Raw genomic sequence first — 25,575 nt, 5'->3', positions numbered from 1 at the left:
GGTACCAGGCAACCGCCACCGGCGAAGCCCCGTCCCGCCGTGCACCGTGTCGTGGGCGGGCCGACCGAGGCGCCCGAGGGAGTGACGTTGAAGAATCGGACTGTCGTGGTGGGGCTCGGTGCCACTGGCCGGGCCATCGCCTCTTCCTTGCTGCGACGCGCGGACATGGAGATCGTGGGAGCGGCGGACCGGGACCCCCGCGTGGTCGGTCAGGACCTCGGAGTGCTCCTCGGTGGCGTCGAGAACGGTGTCGTCGTCGTGAGCGACCCGGCCGAGCTGCCCGCCGCCGACCTCGCGATCGTGGCGACCGTCTCGGATCTGCGCAGGGCGGCCGACGTCCTGCTGCCGCTGCTGGAACGTTCGTACAACGTCCTGAGCATCTGCGAAGAGCTGGCCCATCCATGGCGGAGCCACCCCGATCTGGCCCGGCGGCTCGACGCCACGGCGAAGGCGCACGGCGTGACCGTCCTGGGCAGCGGGGCGAACCCGGGCGTCCTGATGGACACCCTTCCCCTCCTCCTGACCGCACTGACCCAGCGTGTGGAGAGCGTGCGGATCCGCCGGCGGACGGACATGTCACGCTACGGCGCGATTCTGTCGAAGTTCGGCCTCGGTCTGACCACGCGCGAGTTCGCGACGGCTCGCAGCCGGGGCGAGGTCGTCGGGCACCACGGCTTCGAGCAGGCCATTGGGGCGCTCGCGGCCGGGCTCGGATGGGATCTCGACTCGGTGGACGTGGGAGAGGTCGAACCCGCTGTCGTGACGACTTCGCCGCGCGTAGGGGACCACCTGCGCATCGAACCGGGGCAGATCGCGGCGGTCACTCACGCCGCCCGGGGCGTGCTCAAGGGCGAGGTGGTGATCGATCTGGAGATCACGTTCGGGTTCTTCGAGCCGGCCGACGAGGTGGCCGCGGGCGACGACTACCGGATCGTCGGAGAGGAGCAGATCGTCGACCTCCGTTCCTCCGTGGGCTTCGATTCCTTCCTCAGCACCGTCGCGGCAGCGGTCAACGCCTCCACCGCGGTCGTCGAGGCACGTCCCGGTCTCCTGACGATGGGGGACCTGCCCGCCCGTTCGGTCGCGGCCAAGGGAGAGCGGCGAGCGGGCCGGGCCTCACTCGGGGCCACGACTTCTCAGGACTGAGATAGCACGAAGTGGGGCGGACGCCCCACCTGGAAGGAGATCGGGTCAGCATGAGGACCGACAGCACGAAGTACACCAGCTTCACCGGCTGGATCGACCCGCCGGACGACGTGCAGCCCGCGCTGGACGGCGACCTCACCTGCGACATCGCCGTCATCGGCGGCGGCATGGGCGGCATGGCGGCCGCCCTGCGCCTAGCGGAGCGCGACCAGGACGTCGTCCTGCTGGAGGCCGAGTTCTGCGGCTACGGCTCGGCCTCGCGCAACGGCGGTCAGATCGCCGGGGCGCCGGGCGGCGACCTGCGGATGCTCAGCCTCCAGTCCCCGAAGAAGATGCCGGTCATGGCCAAACTGGCGGAGCACGCGGGCCGCTATGTGGAAGACCTCATCAAGAGGCACGACATCGACTGCGACTACGTGGCGAACGGCCTGGTGTGGGGTGCGGTCTCACCCCTCATGATGCTCAGGGTGCGTACCCAGGCGGCGATCCTGCGCGCCTTCGGCGGGGGCGGGACCGTCGGCAGCAGAGAGGAGCTCGGCCTCCCCGCCGGCTTCGTGGGCGGGATGCGGGAATCCATCGGCGGGATGCTGAACCCGGGCAAGCTCGCTCGTGGTGTGCGCCGCGCGCTGCTCGCCTCCTCGGCCAAGGTCTTCGAGCGGACGCGGGTGAGCGATGTCCGGCGGACGGGTGGCATCGTCGAGATCACGACACCGCACGGCACCGTGCGGGCCAACAAGGTGCTGCTCGCGACCAGCGTCTACGCCGGTGAGTGGGACATCACGCCCAAGAACCTCGCGACGCCGCTGTACGTCATCGAGATCGAGTCGGAACCCATCGCGCCGGAGCGGCTCGCCGCGCTCAACTGGACCAGTCGGTCCGGCATCATCACCCAGCACCAGTTGATGACCCACTACCGGCTCACCGAGCGCAACACCATCGTCTGCGGGGTCCGCAAAGCGCAGCGAGGCCAGACCTATCCGCTCCCGGACCGGGTCCCGGACCCCGCTGTCGTGCGGGACATGGGGAAGGACCTGGCCAACCGGTTCCCGTCGCTGTCCGACGTGGCCATCGAGCGGGCCTGGGGCGGTTGGATCGGCATCAGCCCGGACTGGCTGTCGGTCGCCGGGCAGGTGGGTGACAACGTCTTCTACGCGATGGCCTGCAACGGCCACGGCCTCTGCCAGGTGCCGTACGTGACCCATCAGCTCGCCGACTACATCGTCGACGGTGAGATGCCGGAGGACCTCGCCGGTATCTGGTCGGACGCCTCGAAGTACTCGCCGTCGATGTCGCTGCTGTTGCAGCCGTTCGTCCTCCGAGCCGTCTGGGGGCTGGACCGGTTCAACGACTTCTTCAACGGCAGCAGGACACGGGCCCGACGGGCGCTCCGCCGTGGCAGGCGCGGGGGCTCCTGAGGGTTCGGGCGACGCCTGCTCCGTGACGGCGCGGTGTGAGATCGCCATCCGCTACGGCAACACCGCCGGGTCCTGCGAAACAGCCGCCGCCCTGGCATCACTCCGGATGCGGGCCAGGCATGCGACGACAGGATCTAGGCGGGCCTTCGCGCGGCGCGCGGCAGGGGAGGCGACAGGACCCAGAGGACCTCGCTCACCGTCGTACCCGGATTGTCGAACTGGTGAAGCGTCTGGCCGGAGAACGACGTGGACGCCCCTTCCGACAGCATCCGGGTCTCGCCCCCGACGATCAGACGGGTCGAACCGCTCAGCCCCATCGCGAAGACCGTGGCGGTGTCGAGCCGATAGGGCCCTCCGGTACCCCCGCCCGGCTCGATCACGGAGCGGAAGACCTGGAACGCCGTGGTGTCGGCGGGCGTGAGCAGGTACTCGGCCACGCCCTCACCGCCCATGTCGATCCGGCTTCCGCCGTCCACGACGTGCTCGTCGGGGTACGCGAACAGCTCCCCGACCCCGACCCGCAGCACTTCGCAGACGCGCAGCAACGTCGGGACGGACACGCTGGTGAGCCCACGCTCCCACTGGCTCAGAAAGCCCTTGGTGACCTCTGCCCGGTGGGCGACCTCCGTCAACGACAAGCCGCGGTCGAGCCTGACCTTCCGCAGCCGCGCACCCGCGGACGCTTCGAGGGCGGCGGCGCCCCATTCCGCTCCATCTGCCCTCCCGCCGTCACCGATGGACATGGTGTGCTCACCGCCCGTCCCGAGGCCGAGGTCGTATACCTGTCAGGTGACGGGCCGACCCGGACGAGTCCTCTCCGTGGCACGAGGCTAAGGCATGCGCGCCAGGGGCGGTCGGTGCGCCCCCGCGGAGGGGGCGACGGCGTCGAACCCCTTGTGGCGCCAGTGAGGGCGTGGTAAACCTGCCGCCGTTTAGTGGTAGTAAACAGCAGTCGAGGGTCCGCGCCTGTGTCGGCGGCCAGGTCGCCGACGAGCCCCTCACCTGTCCAGGACACGGCATGTCGGGAGCCTCGGCTCCCCGAGAGCAGAGGGACACTGAGAACATGGAAGAGCTGTGGCCCCCGCCCTCGCGTGAGGTCGCCGATGCGATCAGGTCCCTGTGTCAGCGCCTGCTGACGCAAACGGACGCCCTGATCGACGCCTTCGCAAGGCCCTCTCTCGTCGCCCAGAACGACCCCGCTCTCCTCGCGGACGCATCGCTGGTCGAGGAGGATCGCGCGCTCAACCGCTCTGAGGTGGTCCAGTGGTTGACCGCAAATGTCCAGCAACCGGGGCGGAGGGTAGAGCCCTACGTCAGTCCGAGGACCACGGCGTACATCAACGACCTCGTCTCCCGGGGCATCGCGCCCGACTTCGCCGGGGCCTGGCGCGTGGCCCTGGGGATCGGCTGGCGGCGATGGCTGGAGGAATGCGTGGCGGACTGCGCGGACCCCGATCTTCTCGTGGGGGTCCTGGACGTGACGGCGCAGTCGCTGGTGCAATACGCCCTCGACTCCGTCGCGGCCCTGCGGCAAGCCGGCCTCGCCGCGGCGATGGGGAACACGGATGCCGAGGGGATCGCGCTGATCCAGCTCATCGCCAGTGGGGCGCCGATGGCGGAGGACCTTGCCGAAGGACGCCTGCGCTACCGGATGGCGCGGTGGCACGTGGGCCTCGTCCTCTGGGTCGACGATCCCGAGGAGGCCGACGCCCTGGACGAGGCGATCGCCGCTGTGCGCTGCTCCGCCGGAGGTCGAAGCGCCCTGGTGGCGCGCGCCAGCGCCACGTCGCGGTGGATCTGGCTTTCGGGGGAAGCCGTCCCGGACCTTCACCACGTGGAGAAGGACCTCGCGGCGACCGACGCGGTCCGCGCGGCGGTGGGACGGCCGGGTCGCGGTCTCGAAGGATTCCGCTCCAGCCACCAGGACGCCCTCGCGGCGCAGGCGCTCGTGATCCGGCTGGGTTCCGACCGGCGATTCACCGCCTACGCCGACGTCGAGCTGATCGACGCGCTCACGAAGGACCGGCCCGGCGCGCGTCGGTTCGTCGTCAACACCCTCGGGCCGTTGGCCGAAGCCGACACAGCCCTGAGGCAGGCGCTGCTCACCTACGTGCAGTGCGGCTTCAGCACCACCCGGGCGGCCGCCGACCTCTACGCGCACCGCAACACCGTCGAACGGCGCGTCTCACGCGCCAACGAGCTCTCGGCCGTCAAGGTGGAGGACAACCCGACCCATGTGGCGGCGGCGCTCCTGGTGCTGGACATCGCCCCTGACATCGTGACGGTCGTTCCGAGCTGAGCTCACACCACGGGGGCGTGGTGCCGAGCTTTGGCATGGATGACGTGCAGGAGAGCAAGCAGGACCGCGAAGGCGTTCCGGGCCCGGTCATCAGCGAGCCCCCGGGTCGGTGCCTGGGACCGGGGAGAGCGGGAGGCGGGCTGCCGAGGTGAAGGCGATCATGGCGCCCATCAGCCCGTGCGCCGATCGGCCAGGACGGACACGACGGCACAGCCTCTCACGTCGGCGAGCGAGGACAGCGCGAGGAGCCCCGGTCCTGGAAACCGGTACCTCGCGCGCCGGGCCTGTCTCAGGACGCGAGTGAGAAACGCGGTCGGCGGCCTCGAGCCCCAGCTACGATGCCACCGACTGAGTTCTCCACATCATCGTCATACGAAGAAGATCAGCATCGGCCACCTCCTGCCGCCTATGCTGACTTTTGCTGACCTCCGAGACTCGCAAGCCGCTGACCTGCGGCGATGCGTGTTGCTCGTCATGTGGTGGAACTTCGTCGGCCGCACGGACGACGAGATCCGCCAGGCCCGCGAGGACTGGATGTCCGGCACCCGCTTCGGCGAGGTCAAGGGCTACGACGGCGCCCCGCTCCCGGCCCCGGAGGTCCCGGCGACCCCGCTGAAGGCGCGGGGGAGGGTGCGCTGACCTGGGGTTTCCTCCTCGCAGCCGATGTCCGAAGCAGGCTTGCTCGGCTGTGCCTCCGACTTTCGGCGTGCCGCCGGGAGGGATGGTTTCGCACCCTCTCTCGGTGGCGCAGCCGGCGGGGTGTGCTTCTGCGGCGTGCTCGTGTGTGAGCAGGTCGCTGGCGCACCGCATTCCTCGTCTTCTTCCTCGGCATCAACGTCCTGCCGCAAGAAGGACTCGTCTACCCCATCTACTACCTGTTCAAGGAAATGGGCCTGTACGACGGGAAGCTGGGCTACACCGTCCTCGTCGGCATCACTTACAGCGCCTTCGGCACCTACCTGCTCTCCTCCGTCTTTGCGAGCTTCCCCAAGGAACTCATCGAAGCCGCCTCCCTCGACGGCGCCGGCCGCTGGACCATCCTGTGGCGCATCGTCCTGCCCATGAAATGGCCCACCCTGTCGGTGATGTGCGTGTTCTTCTTCGTCTGGAGCTGGAACGAGTTCCTCTACCCCCTCGTCCTGCTCATTTCCAACGATAAGCAGACCGTCCCCCTCGGCCTGTCCGTCCTGCAGGGCCAGTACTCCAGCGACCCCACCTCCCTGAGCGCCGCGGCCCTCCTCGGCGTCATCCCCATGATCGTCTTCTTCCTCATCTTCCAGCGTTCCCTCACACGGGGCCTCACCGCCGGCGCCGTGAAGTAACCCCACAGAGCCACCCCGGACCCGGCTTCTACCGTCCCGCTACCGGGTCCGGGGTTCACCCCACACAGCACGCCGCCAGGGGCACCTCCGCACCCGGCCCACTCTGCACGGCACCCCAGGAGGAAGCCCGCCCGCGTCTGCGATGAGCAGAATGCTGACTACGAGGAATACGTAGTCTCGACGTCCTTCATGATTCAGTGATGCTCGTTGAAGATAGCGTAGAAGGCGGTAAGGGCCCAGACGGCTTCCCCATTTCCCCCGCCATTTGCTATAGGGCCTGTAGTTCTTGGCCCACGCCCTTCGCCAGTTCTTGATATCTTGCTTCCGATTGTGCCGCCAGACACTGGCATTCCAAGTGAATCGCTCCACATGCTTGCCGACGTTCTACGCGTGGCCGGCCGCGCTGGACGCTGGCGCCGACACATCCCCAAACACCTTGTGTGCGACAAACGCGGTAACTCCACCGCGTCGCGCGGCAGAGTAGGAGATGCCCACGACACCCCATACGTGCGCCCGCGGGCTCCGGCGTCCTCGCGGAGGGGTAGCCGGGGTCTGGCAGCAACAGCGGGCATGCGACGGACCGTTGCCGTGACGGGGTGATGGCGGGTCCGTCTCCTTTGCCAACTGCTCGATCATGACCGCGTACGCGCCCCCCACCTGCTCGGTTTCTGCTCGCCCTCGCGGGCGTCGGCCGGTGCCTCGCGGAGCGTCGACATGGCCGGTTCGCGCTTTGCCATTCGTATTCCGTGATCAGGCCGCGGCTGCCAGGATGCGTGCACGCTTTGCTTCTCGGCGCGGCCCGGGCTCCGGCACCTTGCCGCACGGCACGCGATGTGTTGTGACCTGTGCAGCCCGTCGGCAAGCAGGAGGCCGTTGCGCCAAGCCGGAAGCCTGTTCACAGGCGTGGGAGGACGGATCCTTGTTCGTAGGACGCGAGAATGAACTGGCTGAGCTGCAGGCCGCGTTGAAGAACAACCGGCTGGTGACCTTGACCGGTGTCGCGGGCGTCGGCAAGACGCGGCTTGCGCGGCAGTTGGTGGACCTCGGCCTGATCTCCGCAGCGGAGGATTCCTGCTGGGCGGATCTGTGGCAGTTGCGCGATGAGGGGTTGCTCGCGGCGCTCGTGGCCGATGCGTGCGGTCTGTCCGACCACACCCCGAGGATGCCGGTGGATGTGATCTGCGACTGGATCGGCGACCGCGAGCTGCTGCTGGTTCTTGATTCCTGTGAGCATGTGCTGACCGCGTGCCGGAGCCTGGTGCGGGTGCTGCTGGAGAAGTGTCCGCATCTGAGGATCATGGCCACCAGCCGCGAACTTCTCCATCTGGGCGAGGAGTTCGTCACCGTCGTCCAGCCGCTTCCGTGTGCCACGGATGCCGCCGAGTTGTTTCTGCGGCGTGCCACGGAATCGGGGCACGTGCCCGCGCCCGGGAATCTGAACCAGGTCACCGAGCTGTGTGCCTACCTCGACGGGCTGCCCTTGGCACTGGAGTTGGCGGCGGGGGCGATGCGGCACTGCGGCATCGAGGATCTTCTGCGGCGCCCGCGACACGAGTTGAGCCGGGGGGAGGATGAGGTGCGCCCTCTGGCGCCCCGTCGGCACGACGTGCTGCGGACGGCCCTGGGCTGGAGCCATGAACTGTGCACCCCTGCGGAGCGCCTGTTGTGGGCCCGGTTGTCCGTTGTCCACGGGCACTTCGACGAGGCCGTGGCCGTGGCCTTGTGTTCCGGTGGGCCGCTCTCCGGTTTCGACGTGGGCCGCGCTCTGGCCGGGCTGGTGGACAAGTCCGTCGTGACCCGCCGCCACGGGCGCTACCTGTTGCTCGACACGGTGCGTGAGTACGGGCGCCTGTGGCTCTCCGAGCTCGGCGAACTGGACGCGATGGCGAACAGGCACGCCTCGTTCTTCCTGACCCTGGCGCGGCAGGCGGACGCCACGTGGACGAGCGCCGAGCAGACCGGCTGGTACCGCACCATCAAGGAGGCGCACCCCGATCTGTGTGCGGCCTTGGACCACTTGCTCGCCCACGACGTCGACGCGGCGCTCGAGCTCGCCACCTTGACGGGCTTCTACTGGACTTGCTGCGGACATGCGCACACCGCGCAGCTCTATCTCTCGCGCACGCTGAATGCCTGCGACAGCCAGGGGCCGATGCGGCAACGAGCGGTGTGGGCACTCGGCTTGACCCATCTCCTGCAGGGAAATCACGCCACGGGCACGCATCTGGCGCGTCAGTGCCTGGAGAACGCCCATGTCACCGAGGACGCGACGGCGCTGCTGCGGGCCGCCTACCTGCAGGCCATGAGCGACCTCCTGCAGGGCAATCCCCGGCCGAGCCTGGATCTCTTGGAACACGCCCTGCGGAACGCGGAGGCACACAGCACGGACACGGGCGACGAGCCCGCGCGCCAGGCCGTGATGATGTGCCGGATGCTGCGCCTGTTCGCCCTCACCGGGCTCGGGGAGTTGGAGGAGAGCCGGGAGTCGGCCATGGCGCTGCGCGCGGAGTGTGTCGCCATGGGCGAGCACTGGATCCGCTCGTACGCCGATTACCAGATGTGTGTGATCGCGCTGCGGGCGCAGGACAGTGAACTGGCCCTGACATACGCCCGTTCGATGCTGCACGCGAAGCAGCGGATCGGCGACACCTTCGGCATCGCGCTGGGGCTCGACATGCTGGCCGCTGCCTTCTCCGCCAACGGGAACGGTCTTTCCGCGGCGCTCGCGTCCGGCGCGGGCCAGCGGCTGTGGGACGCGGTGGGGCATCCGCAGCGCGGAGCTCCGGACGTGGCACCGCTGCGCGAGGCGGGTGAGGCCATGGCGCGCAGGCTGGTGGGTGCGGGTACCTATGAGTCGTACCGCAGCGAGGCCGCCCATGCCGACCCCGGCGAGATGCTCGCCTGGGCGGCCGGCGGTGAGCCACCCCTGTAGGGCGCGGGCCGACGCGATCGGAAGAGATGACTTTCCTTGGCAGCCACCCGTTTGCCACGTCCGGTAGGACGTTCGCCGCCATGGGTGTGCAGGGGTGAAATCCCTTGTGCCACCTGGCCGAAGTGGCCTTCGGGAGCGCGTCGGCGTAGGGGGGCGTGAGGTGGTGAAGACCCGCGCACGATTTCGACCACGCACGCCCCCTCGAGCTGCGGGATTCCAAGATCGCGCGCTGGTAGCTTCCGGCCTCGTGATCAATTCGTTTCCCGAAAGTCCGGGCAACCCGCAGAACCCCATGCCGACGCCTGTGGGGCGGGAGGTCTCCGTCCGGCCCACGCTGCTACGACCCGCCGAGAAGGACGACCGGGCCGCCCTCGACGCCCTGCTCGCCTCCGGCCGCGTACGCGAGCGGCATGACCGTATCGACGAGCAGCTTGCCGAACTGGTGCGCTGCGAGCGCCCTCAAGAAGCCCTCGAGGGACGCCGGCTGGCAGAGGCCGTGGCAGAGGTGACCGGGGGCGCCGAACTCAGCCGGTACGGAACATGGGCGTGGTTCCCGTGGTCCGGGCGCCTCGTGCACGTGCTGCCTCGTGAGGAGTTCCGGCGGGTTCGTACCGACCGCAACCGAGACAAGATCACCACTTCTGAGCAACGGCGGCTGCTCGCGCGGCGGATCGGGGTGATCGGCCTGTCGGTGGGCAGCAGTGCGGCGCTCACCTGTGCCATGGAGGGTGTCGCAGGCTCGTTCCGCCTGGCCGACTTCGACACTCTCGGACTCGGCAACCTCAACCGGTTGCGGGCCGGCGTACACGACCTGGGGCTGCCCAAAACGGTGCTGTGCGCACGGCAGATGTACGAGATCGACCCCTACCTCGACATCGAGCTGTGGCAGGAGGGACTCACCGAGGACACCATCGACGCGTTCTTCGGGGCTGCGGACCGTCGGCTCGACCTCGTGATCGAGGAATGCGACACCCCCTGGGTGAAGACCGCCGCTCGCGAGCATGCACGACGGCACGGTGTCCCGGTGCTGATGGACACCAACGACCGGGGGATGCTGGACGTCGAGCGCTTCGACCTGGAGCCGGACCGGCCTCTGTTCCACGGCCGCGGCGGCGACCTGAGTGCCGAGGACGTACGGCGTCTCACCCCTGCGGACGCCATGGCCTACCTGCTGCGCATCTGCGACGAGAGCCGGCTCAGTCCCGCCATGAAGGATGCTCTCGGCCGGATCGGGCACTCCTTGTCCAGTTGGCCGCAACTGGCCAGCGGGGTGACGCTGGGCGCCGCCCTGGTCACCGACACCGCGCGCCGCATCCTGCTCGGCGCGCCCGTGGCCTCAGGCCGCTACTACACGGACCTCGAAGAGATCATCGGCGCCGTCGAGGCCGAGCGTGTCCCCGTGGGAGCGGCCCGGTGAGCCACCTGCCCGAACTCCATGGTGAACACCTGTGGTTGCGCGAGCTGCGGGCCACCGACCTGGCTCCCTTCGAACGCATCCACACCCACCCTCTGCTCACCCGCTATCTCGGGGTCGACCGCATGGATGCCCGTCAGGCCCAGGACGCGTTCGCCCAGCACCTCGCCCAGCCCTACACCCATCCGCGGCGCAAGCACACCCTGGCCGTCTGTCCGCCCGGCCAGGACGTCATGGTCGGCACCATGGGGCTGCTCGTCGAGGATTACGGGCGCAACGCCATGCTCACCGGCCTGGTCCTGCTTCCCGACGCACCGGTGCGGGGCCACGGGCACGAAGCGGGGCGCCTGCTGATGGCCTACGGGTTCGGACCCCTGGGGCTGCACCGCATCTGGGCCGGACACCGCGCGGATCACACCCGGATGCGTGAGGTGATGCTCGCGGCCGGGCTGCAGCCCGAGGCCACGCTGCGGGAGCTGTTCCACACGCAGGGCCGATGGCATGACGTCACCACCTACTCGGCGCTCGCGCCCGCGTGGATCCGCCGGGCCACCCCCGCCGAACAGGCCATTCTCCGCGGTGCAGTCCCTTCCCCCGCCGGCGCTTCGGGCGCACCGGCACAGTCCGCGTATGTGACGTCCGGTCGATAGACCCGCCAGGCCCGCGAGGACTGGATGACCGGCACCCGCTTCGGCGAGGTCAAGGGCTACGACGGTGCCCCCCTCTCCGCTCCGGAGCTCCCCCCGACCCCGCTGAAGGCCCGCGGCCGCGTGCGCTGACGCGGTCCTTCACCGGGCCCTGCGTCCGGCTGCCTATAAAAGGGGAACTGCCGAGGAAGGGCTTCTCGGGGCGAGCCGTGCGCGGGCGGGATGGGGTGGGATCTGGACAATCCCCGGGCAGGCCGGCCGGGACCGCAGGGCGTCGGCCTGCGTCGCCGTGGCGGGGAGGGATCGGATCCGGCCGGGACGCTTCGGAGTGCGCCCCCCTTGCGCCCGGTGACCCGTTCCTCACGGAGCGGCAAGGGCAGAGGGGTGGGGGTGGCTGCTCGCGTCGTGCACCCCTGGCACGGCGCCGGACCGAAGGGCTGGGAATGATACGAGTGACGGTGGTCTACGAGGCACAACTCCTGCGCACCGCGCTCGAGGAGCTGCTGCGGTCGAGCGGGATGCATGTGGTCTCCTCGCTGCCCCGTTGGCCGCACGGCCCGGCCGCCGAGCGGTCGGAGACGGATGTGTACGTCGCCGACGCCGAATGTCTGCCGCCCTCCCTCGTCCCCGCGACCGCCTGCTTACCCTCGTCCGGAGCCGGCGCGGCGGGCCGCTCGGTGCTCCTGGCCCTAGTCCCGGGGCAGCGGCCGGGGGTGCTGAGACGGGCCCACGCGGCGGGAGCGGCCGGCTTCGTCGACAAGGACAGCCCCAAGTGCCGGCTGGTGGAGGCCGTCCACCGGCTGGCCAGAGGGGAGCGCTTCATCGACGACACGCTGGCGCTCGGGTTCCTCCAGGCGACGGAGATGCCCCTGACCCGGCGTGAGCTGAGTGTCCTGTCGCTCGCCGCCAATGGAGCGCCGATCTCCGAGATCGCCGCGACACTGTTCCTGTCCAAGGGCACCGTCCGCAACTACATGGCGAGCGTCATACGCAAGGTCGGCGCCCGCAACCGCGTGGACGCCATCCGGATCGCCCAGGGCGCCGGGTGGACCTGACCGGCGGCCGCGTGACGCCGCCGCGGCCGGGGCGGCTCACCCCCCGACCTCGCCCCAGTGCCCCATGAGGTCACGGTAGAGAGCCGAACGCTCCAGCAGCTCCGCGTGCGTGCCGCACTGGGCACGGGTGCCGTCGAGGACGAGGACGCGGTCGGCCCGGAGCGCGGACGACAGCCGGTGGGCCACGACGACCAGGCATCCGGGCCGGGCCCGCAGGGCGAGTTCGGCCGTGGCCTCCGCGACGGGATCCATGTGACAGGTCGCCTCGTCCAGCAACAGCAGCGGGGCGGAGGCGAGATGGGCCCGTCCCAGGGCGACGAGCTGGCGTTCGCCGAGGGACAGGGTGTCGGGCGTCAGCGTACGGTCGAGACCGCCCACCCGGTCGACGAGCGGCCGCAGGGCCAGCGCCTCCACGGTCCCGTCGACGTCGGACTGGTCGGCGCCGGGCCGCAGATAGTGCAGGTTGTCCCGCAGCGTGCCCGTGAAGACGTACGCCTCCTGGGGAAGCAGCACGCGCAGGGCCGCGAGGTCCGGCGGCCGGCAGGCACCGATCGCGCGGCCGAAGAGCCGTACCTCCCCCTGCTCGGGCGTCAGAAGGCCCGCCGCCGCGTGCAGAAGGGTCGACTTGCCGATGCCGCTCGGACCGACGACCGCGAGGTGTTCGCCCCGCTCGACGGTCAGTTCCAGATCGTCCAGTACGGCGCGGGCCCCGGGGCCGTACGCGACCCGTACGCGGCGCAGCTCCAGGGCCGGGGGCGCCCGGCGGGGACCGGTCGTGGCGGCTGCGGGGCCAGGGGCGGCTGCGGGGGCAGGGGCAGCGGGGCCAGGGGTGGCGGGCAACGGTCGGGTGAGCCGGTCCAGGATGACGAACAGCCGCGCGCCTGCCGCGCCGAGGACGGCCATCAGCGTGTGCAGGGCGGGGAGCAGCGCCTGGAGGACGTAGGTGAGCGCCCCCACCATGGCGCCCGCGGTGACGCCTTGGCGGAGGAGCCACGGGGTCGCGGCGAGCAGCAGGAACACCGGCAGTTGCCCGGCCGTCGCCACGGAGAGCGTGCGGAGGGACGCCCAGCGGGCCAGTGCCCGCTGGGCGGCCGCGGCCTCCTCGACGGCACGGCGGTTCGCCGCCGCCGTCGCCTCCTGGGCGCCGCAGGCCACGAGGTCGCGCAGGGCGGTACGGGTGACCTCGGCGCGGCGGCCGACAGCCTCGTCGGCGTCGAGGTAGCGGTGCTGGGCCCGAGCCATGGGCCGTAGGGACGCCGTGAACAGGACGAGGCCAAGGACCAGGGGCGGGAGCACGACGAGGAGGAACTGCGGCGCGAGCGACACCAGTCCGGCGAGGGCTCCCGCGGCGACGAAGACGAAGGAGCGGGCGGCGAGCACCAGTCCGGCGAAGCTGTCCCGCGCGATCTCGGTCTGGCTCGTCAGCCGGGACACCGTGGTGGTGTCCACGCCCCGGCCCGGGGCGGTGGCCGAGCGCAGGGCCCGCACGACCGACCCCCGTACGAGATCGTCCCGCAACGATTCGGTGAGGTGGGGGAGTTGGGCGAAGACTCCCCGGACGACGGGAGCGCCGAGAAGGATGGCCACGGCGGCCCCCGCCAGCCAGAGCAGTCCTGTCGCGGGGGAGTCCTTCAAGAAGCCGTCGTCGAGGGAGCGGGCCACGCAGTAGCCGCCGAGGAACGTCTGGGCGGACTCGGCGGCCGACCATGCCGCCAGTTTCCCCAGAACGGCCTTGCGGCGGCGCAGGAGGGACCGGATCGGTGCCGTGGCGCGCCGGGCCGTGGCCGCCTCCCCGGAGGCCGGCGCCGTCGCCGGCGCCGGAGCGCCTGCCGTGGTCCGCCCCGTCGGATCCTTCGCCTTCGCCGTACGCGGCGCCGCCGTCACGCGCCCACCTCCGCTCCGGACCCGGGAGCCGGCGGCAGGGACCCCGCCCCGGCGGGAGGCGACGCGGACCCTGCCCCGGCGGGAGGCGCTGGGGGTTCCGCCCCGGCCGTCGGCGTCGAAGCCTCTGCCGGAGCCGCCGATGCCGGCGCCTCCGCCGTGAACACCGCGCGGTAGTCCGGCTCCTCCCACAGCAGACGGTGTGGTCCGGTCCTCCGCACGCGGCCCGCCTCCATCCAGACCACCCGGTCCGCTCGGGCGGCGGTGGAGACCCGGTGGGCGACGATCAGCTTGGTGCACGGCCGTGGTGACGCGGCGAGGGCGCGTTCCACCTGCCGTTCGGTGGCGGTGTCGAGGCTCGACGTCGCGTCGTCGAGGATCATCAGACGCCCCTGGCCGAGGAAGGCCCGGGCAAGCCCCAGGCGTTGGGCCTCTCCGCCGGACAGCGGAGCCTCGTCCACCGGGGTCTCGTAACCCCGGGGCAGCAGCCGGACGAAGGTGTCGGCGCAGGCGGCCGTCGCGGCCTCCCTGATCCTCTCCGGCGTGGCGGGGCCCTGCCCGGGCCCGGTCCCGGCGGCCAGCGCCGCGCCGATCGTGACGGTGGCGCCGCCGTCGAAGACCGGACGCGCGAAGGCGTACGCGGTCGCCCCGCGCAGTTGCGCGGCGGCCAGGTCGGCCAGGTCGACACCGTCCAGGAACACGCGTCCGGCATCGGGGTCGGTCAGTCTGCCCGCGACGGCCGCCAGCGTGGACTTGCCCGCACCCGAGCGGCCCACGACGGCGACCGTCGACCCGCCGTCGACGGCGAGCGTCACGTCCGTGATCAGAGGGACACCCCCGCGCACCACCCGCACCCCGCGCAGCTCCAGATCGCCGGGCCCGTCGGGCGGCAGGACGGCGGAGCCGTGCGTCATCGGCGCCAGATGGGCGAGTTCGGCGGTGCGGTGGCCCGCGCTGCGCGCCCGGACCAGGGTGCCGAGGGGCGCCGCGATGCCGCCGATCCCGGCGGCGAGCGCCGCGTACCGGGACACGGCGAGCAGTTCGCCCACGGTGACGTCACCGGCGGCGAGGCCGACGCCCGCCACCGCGACGACCGCCGTGGTGAGCAGCGGGAGGAGGATCCCGCTGCGGGCCACGGCACGGCCGTGGACGAGCCACATGCGGGTGCCGTGCGCGGTCAGTTCGGGCAGCGGGGCGAGGACGCGGTCCTCCTCCCGGCGTGCCGTGTCGGCGGCGGCGATGGTACGGGCACCGCCCAGCGCTTCGGCCAGTCGGGCGGCGATGGCGCCCTGCGCCCGCTGGTACCGGCCGACCGAGTCGGAGGACTGGGTGGCGAACGCGCGCAGCAGCAGCAGGAGCAGCGGCAGGCCGGCGGCGAACACCACCGCCGTCCAGGGGTGGATGACCGCCAGGGCCACGAGCGCTCCGACCGGCACGAGGACGGAGGACACCGAGGTCGCGAGGGCCGCAGGGGCGGTGCCGCTGTCGGTGGCGTTGACGCACAGCCGGGCGGCGACGTCACCGCCCGAGTGGGGCGCCGCCCGGTGGGGCGCGGTGCCGAGCAGGCCGGCCAGTGCGCGTATCCGGATCCAGGCGGTGGCGCGGGCGTTGGCGAGCTGGGTCAGGAGCACGGCGCCGGACTCCGCGAGGATCTCCGCGGCGAGCAGCACGGCGGTCCACATCAGCCACGTCTCCGCCCCGGGCTGGTGGCGCAGCAGCCGGTCCAGGGTCCGGCCGGCGAGTGCGGGGACGGCGAGCGAGCAGGCGGCGCCGACGACGGAGCAGAGCAGCAACGCCGCGGTGAGGCCCGCGGTGTGCCGTACGGCGCCGAGGAGCAGCCGGTCGGAACCGGTCGTCGCGGCCATCCGATCCCCCTCTCTTCTCGTACCGGGACGCCCCCCGCGGGGCCCCGACGGCCGGTGCCCCGGGAGCAGCGCTCCAGGGGCACCGTGACCCCGCCCGGCGCACAGGGCGCCGGGCGGGAAGCCGGATCGGGTCAGTTACAGGTCGTCACGCTGAGGCTGCTGTCGCCGCAGAGCAGAAGGCTCGCGCGGCTGCCGCTCTCGACGTCGCCGATGGCCTCGTCCTTGGGGGTCTCCAGCGACTGAAGGTCGAACAGGTTCATGATCGTTTCCTTTCGTAGGGGGACGGTGGTGCGAGGACGACCCCGTCATGGGGCCGGTTCGTGGGGCCGCGGAAGCGGCGGGAGGAACGGCAGGTGCGCGGGGCGGTCGTCCAGCGCCGCCGCGAGGGCCAGCAGGACGCCGGCGCTGCCGGTGGAGAGGTCCATGGAGAGGCGCATCATCTGCTCACCGGGGAAGGCGAGATGACCCTGGTAGGACATGGCGTGCCAGGTGAGGCATCCGATCTGGCGGCGTACGTCCTCCGGTGTCGTACCGGGTCCGCCGGCGTTCGTCCGGGCGAGGTGGAGCACCATTCCGGCGACGCCCCGGAAGAGACCCGGCTGCGCGTAGAACGTGGCCTGCGCCGCCCGCACGATGTCGCGGCGGGCCCGGTCCAGGGCGTCGTCGTGCCGGTGGAGAAGGTAGTCGTCGATCACCATGCCGATGCCGACACTGCCCGCGCCGAGGTAGGGCATCGTGCGCCAGCCCTCGTCGACCTGCAGGGTGCCTGAGGCGCCTCGGACGCAGCGGGAGAGGTCGTCGTGGAGTGCCTCGGCGGCGAGGTCGAGCAGCGCGGTGTCCCGTGTGCGCTCGTAGAGCCGTACGAACAGCAGGGCCCGTCCGGCACCGCCGTGCAGCAGCCCCGTGCGCACCTTGCCCGGCCCCGACCCCGCCGTACCCGACCCCGCCGTACCCGACCCCGCCCCTGCCGTCCGGGCGGAGGACCGGAGCGGGCGGGCCGTCAGCTCGGCGCAGCGCAGGGCCGCCGCGCGCAGGCCGCTCTCGCCGGTGGCGGTGGCCAGGGCGTCCAGGGCGAGGCCGATGCCGGCCGTCCCTCCGTGCAGGTCGGGGGCGAGGGCGTCGTGGTCCTGTTCGAGGACGAGGGCGGCCAGGTCGAGCGCGGCGGCCGTGTGCCCGAGCCGGTCGAGGGTCCACGCGACGCCGGTGAGCCCGTCGTAGAAGCCGAGCGGCGTGCCGGAGTCGGGCTCCTTGGCGTACCGCAGCAGTCTGTCCTCGGCCTCCGGACATCGAGGGGCCCCGCTCTCCCGCAGGGCGTGCAGCACTCCCGCCGTGCCGTACCCCACGGACATGCCCCCGCCGGCGGTGGCGAACTGGGCGATGTCGCCGGGGAAGAACCGGTCCTCCCGGCCGGGCGTCGCCGACGCGAGCATGGCGCGGACCAGGGAGTCACGGCTCGCCGGCCAGTCTCCCGGCTCCACGGGCAGGAACCGGGCGCGGCCCGAGGGGCGATCGGACACCCGGGCACCCTCGCCGGGCCGGTCACCGGCCGGCTCGCGCAGGATCTCCCGTACCGCCTCGTCCAGGAAACCGGGCGGCAGGGGGAAGCGCGCCGCGGCGGCCTCCGCGAGGTGCGCGGCCTTGGCCCGGTCCACGGCCAGCAGACTCGTGAGGGGGATGAACAGGGCGATCCGGAGGCACGCGAGGGCGTAGCGGTCCACGTCGAAGCCGCGCCGGTCGGCCGGTGCCACGAACGCCGGGTTGGCGACGGTCTGGCGACCGCCCTCCGCGGCGGGCTTGGCCGCCTCGAAGTCCAGCAGGACCACCGAGGATTCGTCCTCGGACACCATGATGTTGAACAGGTGCAGGTCGTTGAAGACGATCCCGCGTGCGTGCACCTCGGCCACGGCCCGCTCGACGAGCCCGTGGATCCGCAGGGCCCACTCCGTGTACGCGGCGAGCCTCTCGGCCGGCGGGTCGGCCTCCATCAGCGGATGCCGCCGGGCGAAGAAGGTGTTGAGCGGCTTGCCCTCCACGAACTCCAGCGCCAGGAAGTGGTGGTCGCCGATCGTGAAGCTGTCGAGGACCTCCGGGGTGCAGGCGAGCCCCGAGAGCCTTTCCAGCGCGGCGCGTTCGCGGTGCAGCCGGGTCACGGCGTCCGCCCCGTCCGCGGCGAGCCCGGCGTACGGGCGCGCCTCCTTCAGGACGACCCGCCGACCGGTCGGCCGGTGCCGGGCCTCGTACACCCCGCCGCCGTTGGAGAAGTGCAGCGCCTTCTCGATCTCGTACGGCAGGTCCCCCACGGTCACCGCGGCCCGCGCCGCGAGGTGCGGGAGCAGGAAGGCGGGCGGAGTCACCCAGTCGGGCACGTGGAAGACGGGACCGCGCCGATCGGGTACGAGCCTGCCGGATCCGTCCTCCAGGGCCGGCCGCAACTCCCCGTCCTCGTCGTAGCAGTGGCGGCGCGTGAAGCTTCCGTACCGCAGGTGTACGGGGCCCCGGCCCCACCGCAGGTCGCTCAGGATGTACGGGCCGGCCTCGCCGTCCAGGAGTTCCGCCAGGTCGCCGGCCACGCGCTCGCACTCCCGGTCGTCGGCCGGGTAGACGGTGATGAACTTGCCGCTCGCCGAGCGGTCCGCGTACTTGGCGTTGCGCTGGTGCAGCAGGTAGCGGCTGGGGACGAACTTGAAGGCCACGTCCCGCCGCAGGCAGTAGTCCCGGACCGTGGCGAGGACCGCCTCCGCGTTGTCGAGACCGGCCGAGACGTGGATCTTCCAGCCCTGCGACGGGAGCGGGCGCTCCAGCGGACGCAGTGCGAGCCAGTCGCCCGTCCGGTGGGAGGTCCAGCCCTCGGGTACGGGGAGGGTGGCGGCCCGGTAGAGGGAGCCGCTCCCGGCCTCGGCGAAGACGAGGCGGTGCGGCGCGTCGTAGAAGTGCCGGTCGGCGTCGCAGAAGACCGCGTACCCCTTGTTCACTGCGCACTCCCTCGGTCGGTGACGGACACGACGCTGTCATGTCCCCCACGAGCCCCGACAGTCGCCGCTGTCACCTTCCGTATGTGCGGAACTCACAGGTAACCAGGGCCGCAGGCGCAGGTCCCTCCCTCGCCGGCCGCTTGCCCGGGACCGGCCCGTCGGTCGGGGCGATGAACCGGCCCTGTGAGCCGAGGGCTATCGTCGGGCCCGTCAGACGAAGGCCGTGCCCTGCTGATCGAACGGAAGGCCGGAGCGCCGTATGACCGACGCCGCCACTCTCCTCCTTGCCGCCGCGCTCCTCGGGGTCGGCGTGCTCCACGTCCTCTGGGCCGTCGGCGTCTCCTGGCCGGCCACGTCGCAGGAGGACCTGGCCCGCAACGCCACGCCTGACGCGGCGGAGATCCCGCGCCTGCTGACCGCCCTGGTCGCGGCCTTGTCGGCCGGGGCCGCGTATGTGGCCCTGGCGGCCCACTGGGACGGACTGCGTCTGGCCCCCGACTGGCTGTACCGCGTGGGCATCTGGGGCCTGGTCGTGGTCATGGCCCTGCGGGGCCTGGTCGAGCCCTTCGCCTCCGCCGGCAAGGGCAACGGGCGCTACAACCGGCTGAACCGGCGGGTCTACGCTCCGTTCTGTGTCGTGCTCGCCCTCCTGGGCGTCGTGGTCGCGGTCGACTGAGCATCCGGAGACGGCGGTCTGTCCGAGGACGGCGAGGTGGTCACACCGCCGTCGCCGGTTCGGCGGGTGCCGTCGGTGCGGCGGCGCGGGCTGCGAGGCCGCGGTGGTAGCGGCGGAGGAGGAGGAGGGCGGTGGCGGCGAGGCCGGTGATGAGGCCCAGCCAGACGCCGGTGGTGTCGAGGCCGGTGAAGTGGCCCAGGATCCAGGCGGCCGGGAGGCCGATGAGCCAGTAGCCGATGAGGGTGACGTGGAAACCGCCCTTGGTGTCGTCGAGTCCGCGCAGGAGACCGACGCCGATGTTCTGGGTGCAGTCGAAGAACTGCAGGACGGCGGCGATCAGGAGCAGGTTCGTGGCGATGGAGATCGCCTCGTGCTCGGACGGGGAGAGGAACGGGCGCAGGACCAGCTCCGGGGCGAGGACGTACACGGCTCCGACGACGGCCATGACGGCGGCGGCGCAGGCCAGCGCCGTGTTCTTGAGGCGCCGGGCGGCGCCGATGTCGCCGAGGGCCAGTTCGCGGCTGACGTTGATGGAGGCGGCGTGCGAGAGGCCGACGGCGATCTGGAACACGATGTAGACGAGCTGGTTGACGGCGGTGTGGGCGGCGAGGGCCGCGCTGCCGAACGTACCGACGATGAGGGCGACGACGAAGAAGAAGCCGGCCTCGGAGCCGTAGGTGGCGGCGATGGGGGTGCCGAGGCCCGTCAGCCTGCGCAGCGTGGCCGGCCGGGTCTTCCAGACGCGGATGTCCAGGAGCGGGGCGAGCGTGCGGTCCCGCGCCGTGGAGGCGTACAGAGCCAGGCAGGACAGCAGGTACACCAGGGACGTGGCGACTCCGATGCCCGGCAGGCCCAGCTCGGGCAGGATCCAGGTGCCGTGGATGAGGCCCCAGTTGAGGGCGGCGTTCACGGCGATGGAGGCGATGGTGATCCGGAGCAGTGCCTGGGGGCGGCGCATGCCGACGGTGAACTGCCGGACGGCCTGGAACCACAGGCAGGGGACGAGGCCGGGCGCCATGGCGTAGAGGACGGGCTGGGCCGCGGCCACGACGGACGCGTCCTGGCCGAGCCAGGCCACCGCGTGCCCGATGAGGATCATGAGCACGGCGCCGGCGAGTCCGGCCAGGGTGGCCAGCGCCAGGGCGCCGCGGACGAGATCGCGTACGTCCTCGTCCGCCTCGGTCCGCGCCGCGTCGGTGTCGGCCGCTTCGGCCCGGGCGGCCGCCGCGGCGACCTGGTTGCCCACCGCGGTGACCATGCCGACGCCCATGGTGCGCAACTGGTTGAAGATGACCATGGCGAGGCCGCCGGCCGCGAGGGCCTCGGCGCCCATGAGGCCCATCATCACCGTGTCGGTGGTGGTCAGGGCGACCTGGGCGAGCTGGGTGAGGGCCAGCGGAACGGCCAGGGTGGCCAGGGCCCGGCTGTCGTGGAGCAGGGTGCGCATCGATGTCGGCATGTCTCAGTTCCCGCGGAGCTTGGTCAGCATCTCGTCGATCTCGCGCTCGACCGTGGGGTCGACGAGGTCACGAGCCTGCATCCAGTCGTCGTCGAAGACGGTGTCCATGTACTTCTCACCGCCGTCGTTGAGCAGAGCGACCATAGTCGTCTCCGGCGGCAGGGTGTTCATCCGGGTGAGCGCCTCGTACACGACACCGCCGGCGGAGCCGCCGATGAGCAGGCCGGTCCGCCGCGCCACGACGCGGGCGGTGGCGAACGCCTCGATGTCGCCGACCTTGACGCCCTCGTCGATGAGGTCGAAGTCGACCAGCGCGCCGATGGTGGCGCCCTCGGGCGTGCCCGTGCCGGACTGGTAGTAGTCGTGCGCCGGGCCGCCGAACGCGATGGAGCCCTTCGGCTCGACACCGACGATCCGGACGTCGGGGACCGTACGGCGCAGTTCGAGGCCCGTGCCGCACAGGCCGCCGCCGGTGCCGACGGCGCCGATGAGGACGTCGACGCGGCCGTCGAGGGCGGCGTCGAGTTCGCGGCCGACGGGGTGGTAACCCACGGCGTTGGCCGGGTTGTTGTGCTGTTCGGTGAAGATGGCGGTGTCGTCCTCTTCGGCCATCTTCTCGGCGAGCTCCTCGCGGGCCGCGGTGGCCAGTTCCTCGGTGCCGTCGTCGACGACGTAGACGAGCTCGGTGCCGAGGGCCTTCATGCCGCGCAGCTTGTCGGCGCAGGCGTGGTTGTCCACGACGGCGGTGAAGGTGTAGCCGCGTTCGGCGGCGATGACGGCGAGGCCGAGGCCCGTGTTTCCGGAGGTCGACTCGATGATGCGGCCGCCGGGGCGGAGTTCGCCGGCGGCCTCGGCGGCGTCGACCATGGCGCGGGCCATCCGTATCTTCGCGGTGCCGGTGGGGTTGAACTGTTCCAGCTTGAGCAGCAGGCGGCTGCCGTTCTCGGTGCGGCACAGCTCGAAGAGCGGGGTGTAGCCGATCAGGTCCGAGACGCGGCTGACGACGGCGGGGCGCAGGAGGGCCTTGTCCATGAGGGGCTCCAGGTGGGGAGGGACGGTCAGACGGGCGGGCGGCGGTCCAGCCGCCAGCGGGTGCGCCCGCCGGTGCGTTCGAGGACGACCTTCGGAGGCAGGGAGAGGTCGTGGAAGGGCGACTCGTTGGAGTCCATCTGGTATCCGGCGGTGTTGGGGTAGACCAGCAGATCGCCGGGACGGGGCCGGCGCGGGAAGGAGACCTTCCGCCAGGTGAGCATGTCCGACTCCAGACACGTGGCGCCGCCGACGCAGGCGGCGACGGCCGGGCCGTCCACGCCGTCGTCACCGCCGCCGTCGAGGTCGTCGCCGGAGCCGAGGAGGACGGGGTCGGGGAGGTACTCGCTGTTGAACCACTGCTCGGACAGGCTCAGGCTGGTGCCGTCCACGGTGAGGATCGCGTAGTCGCCGCGGTCCTTCACGCCCTGGACGCGGAAGACGGTGCAGCCCGCCCGGTCGAGGAGCGCCCGGCCGGGCTCCAGGAGCAGCGTCACCCCGGCCGCGCGCAGGCGCTCCGCGAGCGGCGCGCCGGTGCCTCCGGGGCGGGCGGCGAGGATCTCGCGCAGCGCGTCGGCGCCGGCGACGGGGGAGTGGTACGGGTAGAAGTCGCCCGTCGTGAAGGTCTTGCCGGCGTGGTAGTGGCCGGGCCCCTGCTCGGCGGTGAACCGCGCCCAGTCCTCGGCGGTCGCGTAGTCGACGGCGAAGCCGCCGCCGATGCTGATCCGGTCGGCGGGCAGGCCCCTCGCGCGGGCCTTGAGGCACAGCTCGACGAGCTCCCCCGCGAGGTCGGCGCGGGGCTGGGTGGCGTAGCCGGACAGGTGGAAGGAGAAGCCCTCCATCCGTACGGCGTCGGCGGCGTCCGCGCAGCGTTCCAGGGCGGTGGCGAGCTCGGTGTCGTCCAGCCCGAAGCGGCTGTGGGGCTGGGCGGGCGGAAGGCGGCGCAGGAGGACGCGGGCCGGGGGTCCGGCCGCCGCGAGCGCGATGACCCGTTCCAGCTCGTCGAGGGCGTCGACGGCGATCAGGCAGCCCTGGAGGACGGCCACGCGCAGCAGCTCGTCGGCCTTGGCCGGTCCGGTCACGACGATGTTCTCGCCGCGCACGCCGTGCCCGAGCGCCTCGCGCAGCTCGCCGGCGGAGGCCACGTCGACCCCGGTGCCGTTCACCGCGCCGCGTTCGATCCAGGCGGCGGCCTTGTTGGCCTTCTTGGCGTAGTAGACGTGGCCGTCGACGCCCGCCTCGTCGAGGGCGGCCCGGAAGGCGGCGACGTTGGCGTCGAAGCGGTCCGGCAGCAGCAGGTGGAACGGGCCGCCGAAGCCGTACGCCAGTTCCTGCGGGAGCCCGCCGCGCAGGATCGCGTCGAGTTCGGGGTCGGGGTGGGCGGGCAGGCTGAGGGGGGAGGTCACCGCCATACCGGCACCCGCGTCCCGAGGCCCTGGGCGAGGGCGAGCTGCGCGAAGCGGTGGCCGAGCGCGATGTCGGTGACGACGAGCCCGCTGTTGTACGCGAAGACGCTCTGTCCCGCGTCGGTGCGTCCCGGCGCGCGGCCGGCGAGGACCTCGGGGAACTCGGCGTCGACCTCGCGCAGTTCGCCGTCGGCGTCGGCCATGTCGGTGCCGGTGACCTTCATCTGCGCGGCGCTGGTGGCGATGACCCGGTCGGCGCGGTGGAGGGTGGAGGGTGCGATGCCGTGGCCGACGAGGATGCACAGAGCGGCCGGCTTCAGCCAGTCGGCCTCGACCTCCGCCGGAGTGTTCGGGCCGGCGGTGGCGATGATCACGTCGGCCGCGCCGGCGGCGGCGCGCAGGTCGTCGACGATCTCCACCTCCCGGTCGGGGAAGTGGGCGTGGAGCTGCTCGCGGACGGCGCGTATGCCGTCCGGGTGGGTGCCGAAGACCAGGAGCCGGTCGAGCTGGGGCATGGTGGTGAGGAGGAAGGGCAGGGCCAGGCGGCCCTGCGTGCCGGTGCCGATGACCAGCGCGGTCCGGCTGCCGGGTGCGGCGAGTTCGCGGGCGAGCAGGGCGGAGACGGCCGGGGTGCGCAGGGACCCGACGCGTCCGCAGTCCATCATCGCGACGGGCAGGCCGGTCACGTCGTCGTAGAGCGTGAGCGCCGTGTAGTAGTGCTGCTTGTCGCGCTCCTCGTGCAGTCCGTGCTTGTACGAGGTCTTGATGGCGACCACGTTGCGCACGCCGTCACGGCCGAGCATCGCGTACGAGACGGAGTGGCCGTCGGCGGGCTTCACGGTCAGCTTGCGGGGGTTGTCCGACTGCCCGTCGGCCAGCGTGCGGTATGCCTGCTCGACGACGTCGACGACGTCGGTCAAGGTGATGTCGATGCCCGCGACGTCGGTGGTGCTGAGCACGCACAGGCTGGTGTCGTCGGCGAGTTCGAGGCGCTCGGTCATGGCTGTCTCTCCGTCTTCTCCGGGTGGTTACGCGTACGCCTGGATCGCGGCCTGGCCGTAGCCGTGTTCCTCCGCCTCGGCGGCGGGGCGGGTGCGCCGGCCGGGGACCCGTACGGAGGCCCGCTTCAGCCAGCGGTCGGTGCCGTCGTAGCGGGCCTGGAAGGGCACCCGGCCGTGGACGACGAGGTCGTTGTCGACGACCAGCACGTCACCGGGCTCCAGGCGGACGGCCATGGAGACGCGGGCGAGTTCGTCCTCCAGCCGGCCGTAGGCGGCCCGGTGTTCGGGGGAGGCGTCGTCGAGCGGCGTGTAGGCGGGGTCGAAGCGGAGGGTGAGGCCGTCCTCGGACTCCCAGAGCGTGGGCACCTTCGGCGGCGGCGCCTCGAAGCCCCGCGCCTCCGTGTAGGCGTCGTCGGGCAGGATCGGCAGCTCCGGGCGGGACAGCAGCGCGACATCGGCGTCCGCGAGGCGCACCTTGCGGATGCTGGCGGCGGTGGTGGCGATGCGGTCGTGGTTGCGCATGCAGCCGAGCATCAGCAGGTGCGCGCGGCCGGGGTGGAAGGCGTCCTCGGTGTGCGGGCTGAGCAGGACGGCGCTGCTGGCTCCGGTCTGCTCCTGCTCGTGGCCGGGGCTGGGAACGATGTTGTGCACGAACCGGCCGTTCTGCTGGCCCTCCCAGGCGAGGGGGTTGCCCATCACGGTCGAGAGCAGGAGCAGCAGCACGTCCCAGAGCGCGCCGCTGTCCTCGGCGGTCGCCCAACTCAGCGGCGTGGGGCCGATGTCCGCGTCGTCGAGGGGCAGACCGCGCAGGACGAAGAGACCGTCCTCGGTGTCGACGGGGCGGCAGTGGTGACGGGTCCGCCCGCTGAGGCCGGCCGCCGTGTCGGCCACGCGGGCGAGCAGCTCCGGCCGCGTGGCCGGGCTTCCGAACTCGTCGAGGATCTTCTGGGCCGCGCGGGTCAGTTCGTCGACCGCGAAGCGGTCGAGCTCACGGACAGAAGCGGGTGCGGGCGCCGACGTCATGGCTGGGATCTTCCGTTTCCGTTGCGGTACGTG

At 71.8% G+C, this 25,575-nt stretch carries 18 protein-coding genes and 3 pseudogenes; 11 read left to right on the top strand and 10 right to left on the bottom strand.

The features are described 5' to 3' along the window. The first annotated feature begins 87 nt into the window (after positions 1-87). Together ABZ135_RS09525 and ABZ135_RS09520 are read left to right on the top strand one after the other, a co-directional pair. Positions 88-1,146 (top strand): dihydrodipicolinate reductase, encoded by a 1,059-nt coding sequence (locus ABZ135_RS09525; protein ID WP_356693553.1) that lies wholly within the window; start codon positions 88-90, stop codon positions 1,144-1,146. A gap of 50 nt (positions 1,147-1,196) precedes the next feature. After that, a complete protein-coding gene (locus tag ABZ135_RS09520; protein WP_356693551.1) occupies positions 1,197-2,561 on the top strand; it encodes an FAD-binding oxidoreductase in 1,365 nt (454 codons plus the stop codon). 134 nt (positions 2,562-2,695) lie between these two features. On the opposite strand, the gene ABZ135_RS09515 is transcribed toward ABZ135_RS09520, so the two are convergent. After that, a complete protein-coding gene (locus ABZ135_RS09515; RefSeq protein WP_356693549.1) occupies positions 2,696-3,304 on the bottom strand; it encodes an XRE family transcriptional regulator in 609 nt (202 codons plus the stop codon). A 320-nt stretch (positions 3,305-3,624) separates the two neighbouring features. Here ABZ135_RS09515 and ABZ135_RS09510 point away from each other — a divergent pair, with 320 nt between their 5' ends. The 8 genes and pseudogenes from ABZ135_RS09510 to ABZ135_RS09475 all read left to right on the top strand — a co-directional run bounded on the left by ABZ135_RS09510 (position 3,625) and on the right by ABZ135_RS09475 (position 12,230). Beyond that, positions 3,625-4,860: a helix-turn-helix domain-containing protein gene (locus tag ABZ135_RS09510; RefSeq protein ID WP_356693547.1), complete on the top strand. Its 1,236-nt coding sequence runs from the start codon at positions 3,625-3,627 to the stop codon at positions 4,858-4,860. A 468-nt stretch (positions 4,861-5,328) separates the two neighbouring features. Next, positions 5,329-5,499 (top strand): annotated as a pseudogene (locus tag ABZ135_RS09505) (pirin family protein); the annotation flags it as partial. A 155-nt stretch (positions 5,500-5,654) separates the two neighbouring features. Beyond that, a pseudogene (locus ABZ135_RS09500) lies at positions 5,655-6,182 on the top strand (carbohydrate ABC transporter permease); the annotation flags it as partial. 919 nt (positions 6,183-7,101) lie between these two features. Then, the gene (locus ABZ135_RS09495) at positions 7,102-9,114 is read left to right on the top strand and encodes an AAA family ATPase (protein ID WP_356693545.1); all 2,013 of its coding nucleotides are present in this window, start codon (positions 7,102-7,104) and stop codon (positions 9,112-9,114) included. 160 nt (positions 9,115-9,274) lie between these two features. Continuing rightward, a complete protein-coding gene (locus ABZ135_RS09490) occupies positions 9,275-10,531 on the top strand; it encodes a ThiF family adenylyltransferase (protein WP_356693543.1) in 1,257 nt (418 codons plus the stop codon). Further along, positions 10,528-11,178 (top strand): GNAT family protein, encoded by a 651-nt coding sequence (locus ABZ135_RS09485; protein ID WP_356693541.1) that lies wholly within the window; start codon positions 10,528-10,530, stop codon positions 11,176-11,178. The genes ABZ135_RS09490 and ABZ135_RS09485 overlap by 4 nt, the downstream gene beginning before the upstream one ends. Before the next feature lie 6 nt (positions 11,179-11,184). After that, positions 11,185-11,307 (top strand): annotated as a pseudogene (locus ABZ135_RS09480) (pirin family protein); the annotation flags it as partial. A 311-nt stretch (positions 11,308-11,618) separates the two neighbouring features. Continuing rightward, on the top strand, positions 11,619-12,230 hold the full coding sequence (locus tag ABZ135_RS09475; RefSeq protein WP_356693539.1) for a response regulator transcription factor: 612 nt from the start codon (positions 11,619-11,621) through the stop codon (positions 12,228-12,230). Positions 12,231-12,266: 36 nt separating this feature from the next. On the opposite strand, the gene ABZ135_RS09470 is transcribed toward ABZ135_RS09475, so the two are convergent. The 4 genes from ABZ135_RS09470 to lanKC form a co-directional block, all read right to left on the bottom strand. Further along, positions 12,267-14,114 (bottom strand): ABC transporter ATP-binding protein, encoded by a 1,848-nt coding sequence (locus ABZ135_RS09470; RefSeq protein ID WP_356693537.1) that lies wholly within the window; start codon positions 14,112-14,114, stop codon positions 12,267-12,269. Then, entirely contained in the window at positions 14,111-15,976 is a 1,866-nt protein-coding gene (locus tag ABZ135_RS09465; RefSeq protein ID WP_356693535.1) for an ABC transporter ATP-binding protein, read from the bottom strand. The genes ABZ135_RS09470 and ABZ135_RS09465 overlap by 4 nt, the downstream gene beginning before the upstream one ends. Before the next feature lie 131 nt (positions 15,977-16,107). Next, the gene (locus ABZ135_RS09460) at positions 16,108-16,236 is read right to left on the bottom strand and encodes a SapB/AmfS family lanthipeptide (protein WP_345491208.1); all 129 of its coding nucleotides are present in this window, start codon (positions 16,234-16,236) and stop codon (positions 16,108-16,110) included. Positions 16,237-16,281: 45 nt separating this feature from the next. After that, on the bottom strand, positions 16,282-18,948 hold the full coding sequence (gene lanKC / locus ABZ135_RS09455; RefSeq protein WP_356693532.1) for a class III lanthionine synthetase LanKC: 2,667 nt from the start codon (positions 18,946-18,948) through the stop codon (positions 16,282-16,284). 259 nt (positions 18,949-19,207) lie between these two features. Here lanKC and ABZ135_RS09450 point away from each other — a divergent pair, with 259 nt between their 5' ends. Continuing rightward, positions 19,208-19,624: a DUF3995 domain-containing protein gene (locus tag ABZ135_RS09450; RefSeq protein WP_356693530.1), complete on the top strand. Its 417-nt coding sequence runs from the start codon at positions 19,208-19,210 to the stop codon at positions 19,622-19,624. Positions 19,625-19,664: 40 nt separating this feature from the next. Here the strand turns inward: ABZ135_RS09450 and ABZ135_RS09445 are convergent, their stop codons facing one another. The 5 genes from ABZ135_RS09445 to ABZ135_RS09425 are packed head-to-tail and all read right to left on the bottom strand — an operon-like array spanning position 19,665 to position 25,542. Beyond that, positions 19,665-21,083 carry an MATE family efflux transporter gene (locus ABZ135_RS09445; protein ID WP_356693528.1) on the bottom strand — a complete coding sequence of 473 codons (1,419 nt, stop codon included), beginning with the start codon at positions 21,081-21,083 and terminating at the stop codon, positions 19,665-19,667. 3 nt (positions 21,084-21,086) lie between these two features. Then, positions 21,087-22,115: a cysteine synthase family protein gene (locus ABZ135_RS09440; RefSeq protein ID WP_356693526.1), complete on the bottom strand. Its 1,029-nt coding sequence runs from the start codon at positions 22,113-22,115 to the stop codon at positions 21,087-21,089. A gap of 26 nt (positions 22,116-22,141) precedes the next feature. Next, positions 22,142-23,524: a Y4yA family PLP-dependent enzyme gene (locus tag ABZ135_RS09435; protein WP_356693524.1), complete on the bottom strand. Its 1,383-nt coding sequence runs from the start codon at positions 23,522-23,524 to the stop codon at positions 22,142-22,144. Then, positions 23,515-24,519 carry an ornithine cyclodeaminase family protein gene (locus ABZ135_RS09430; protein ID WP_356693523.1) on the bottom strand — a complete coding sequence of 335 codons (1,005 nt, stop codon included), beginning with the start codon at positions 24,517-24,519 and terminating at the stop codon, positions 23,515-23,517. Before ABZ135_RS09430 ends, ABZ135_RS09435 begins: the two co-directional genes overlap by 10 nt. A gap of 27 nt (positions 24,520-24,546) precedes the next feature. Next, the gene (locus ABZ135_RS09425; RefSeq protein WP_356693521.1) at positions 24,547-25,542 is read right to left on the bottom strand and encodes a TauD/TfdA family dioxygenase; all 996 of its coding nucleotides are present in this window, start codon (positions 25,540-25,542) and stop codon (positions 24,547-24,549) included. Between the last annotated feature and the right edge of the window lie 33 nt (positions 25,543-25,575).

The sequence above is a fragment of the Streptomyces sp. NPDC006339 genome, assembly GCF_040612775.1.
Taxonomy (GTDB): Bacteria; Actinomycetota; Actinomycetes; order Streptomycetales; family Streptomycetaceae; genus Streptomyces.
Note: the sequence above shows the minus strand (reverse complement) of the source record. Positions and strands in the feature narration are given on the sequence as shown.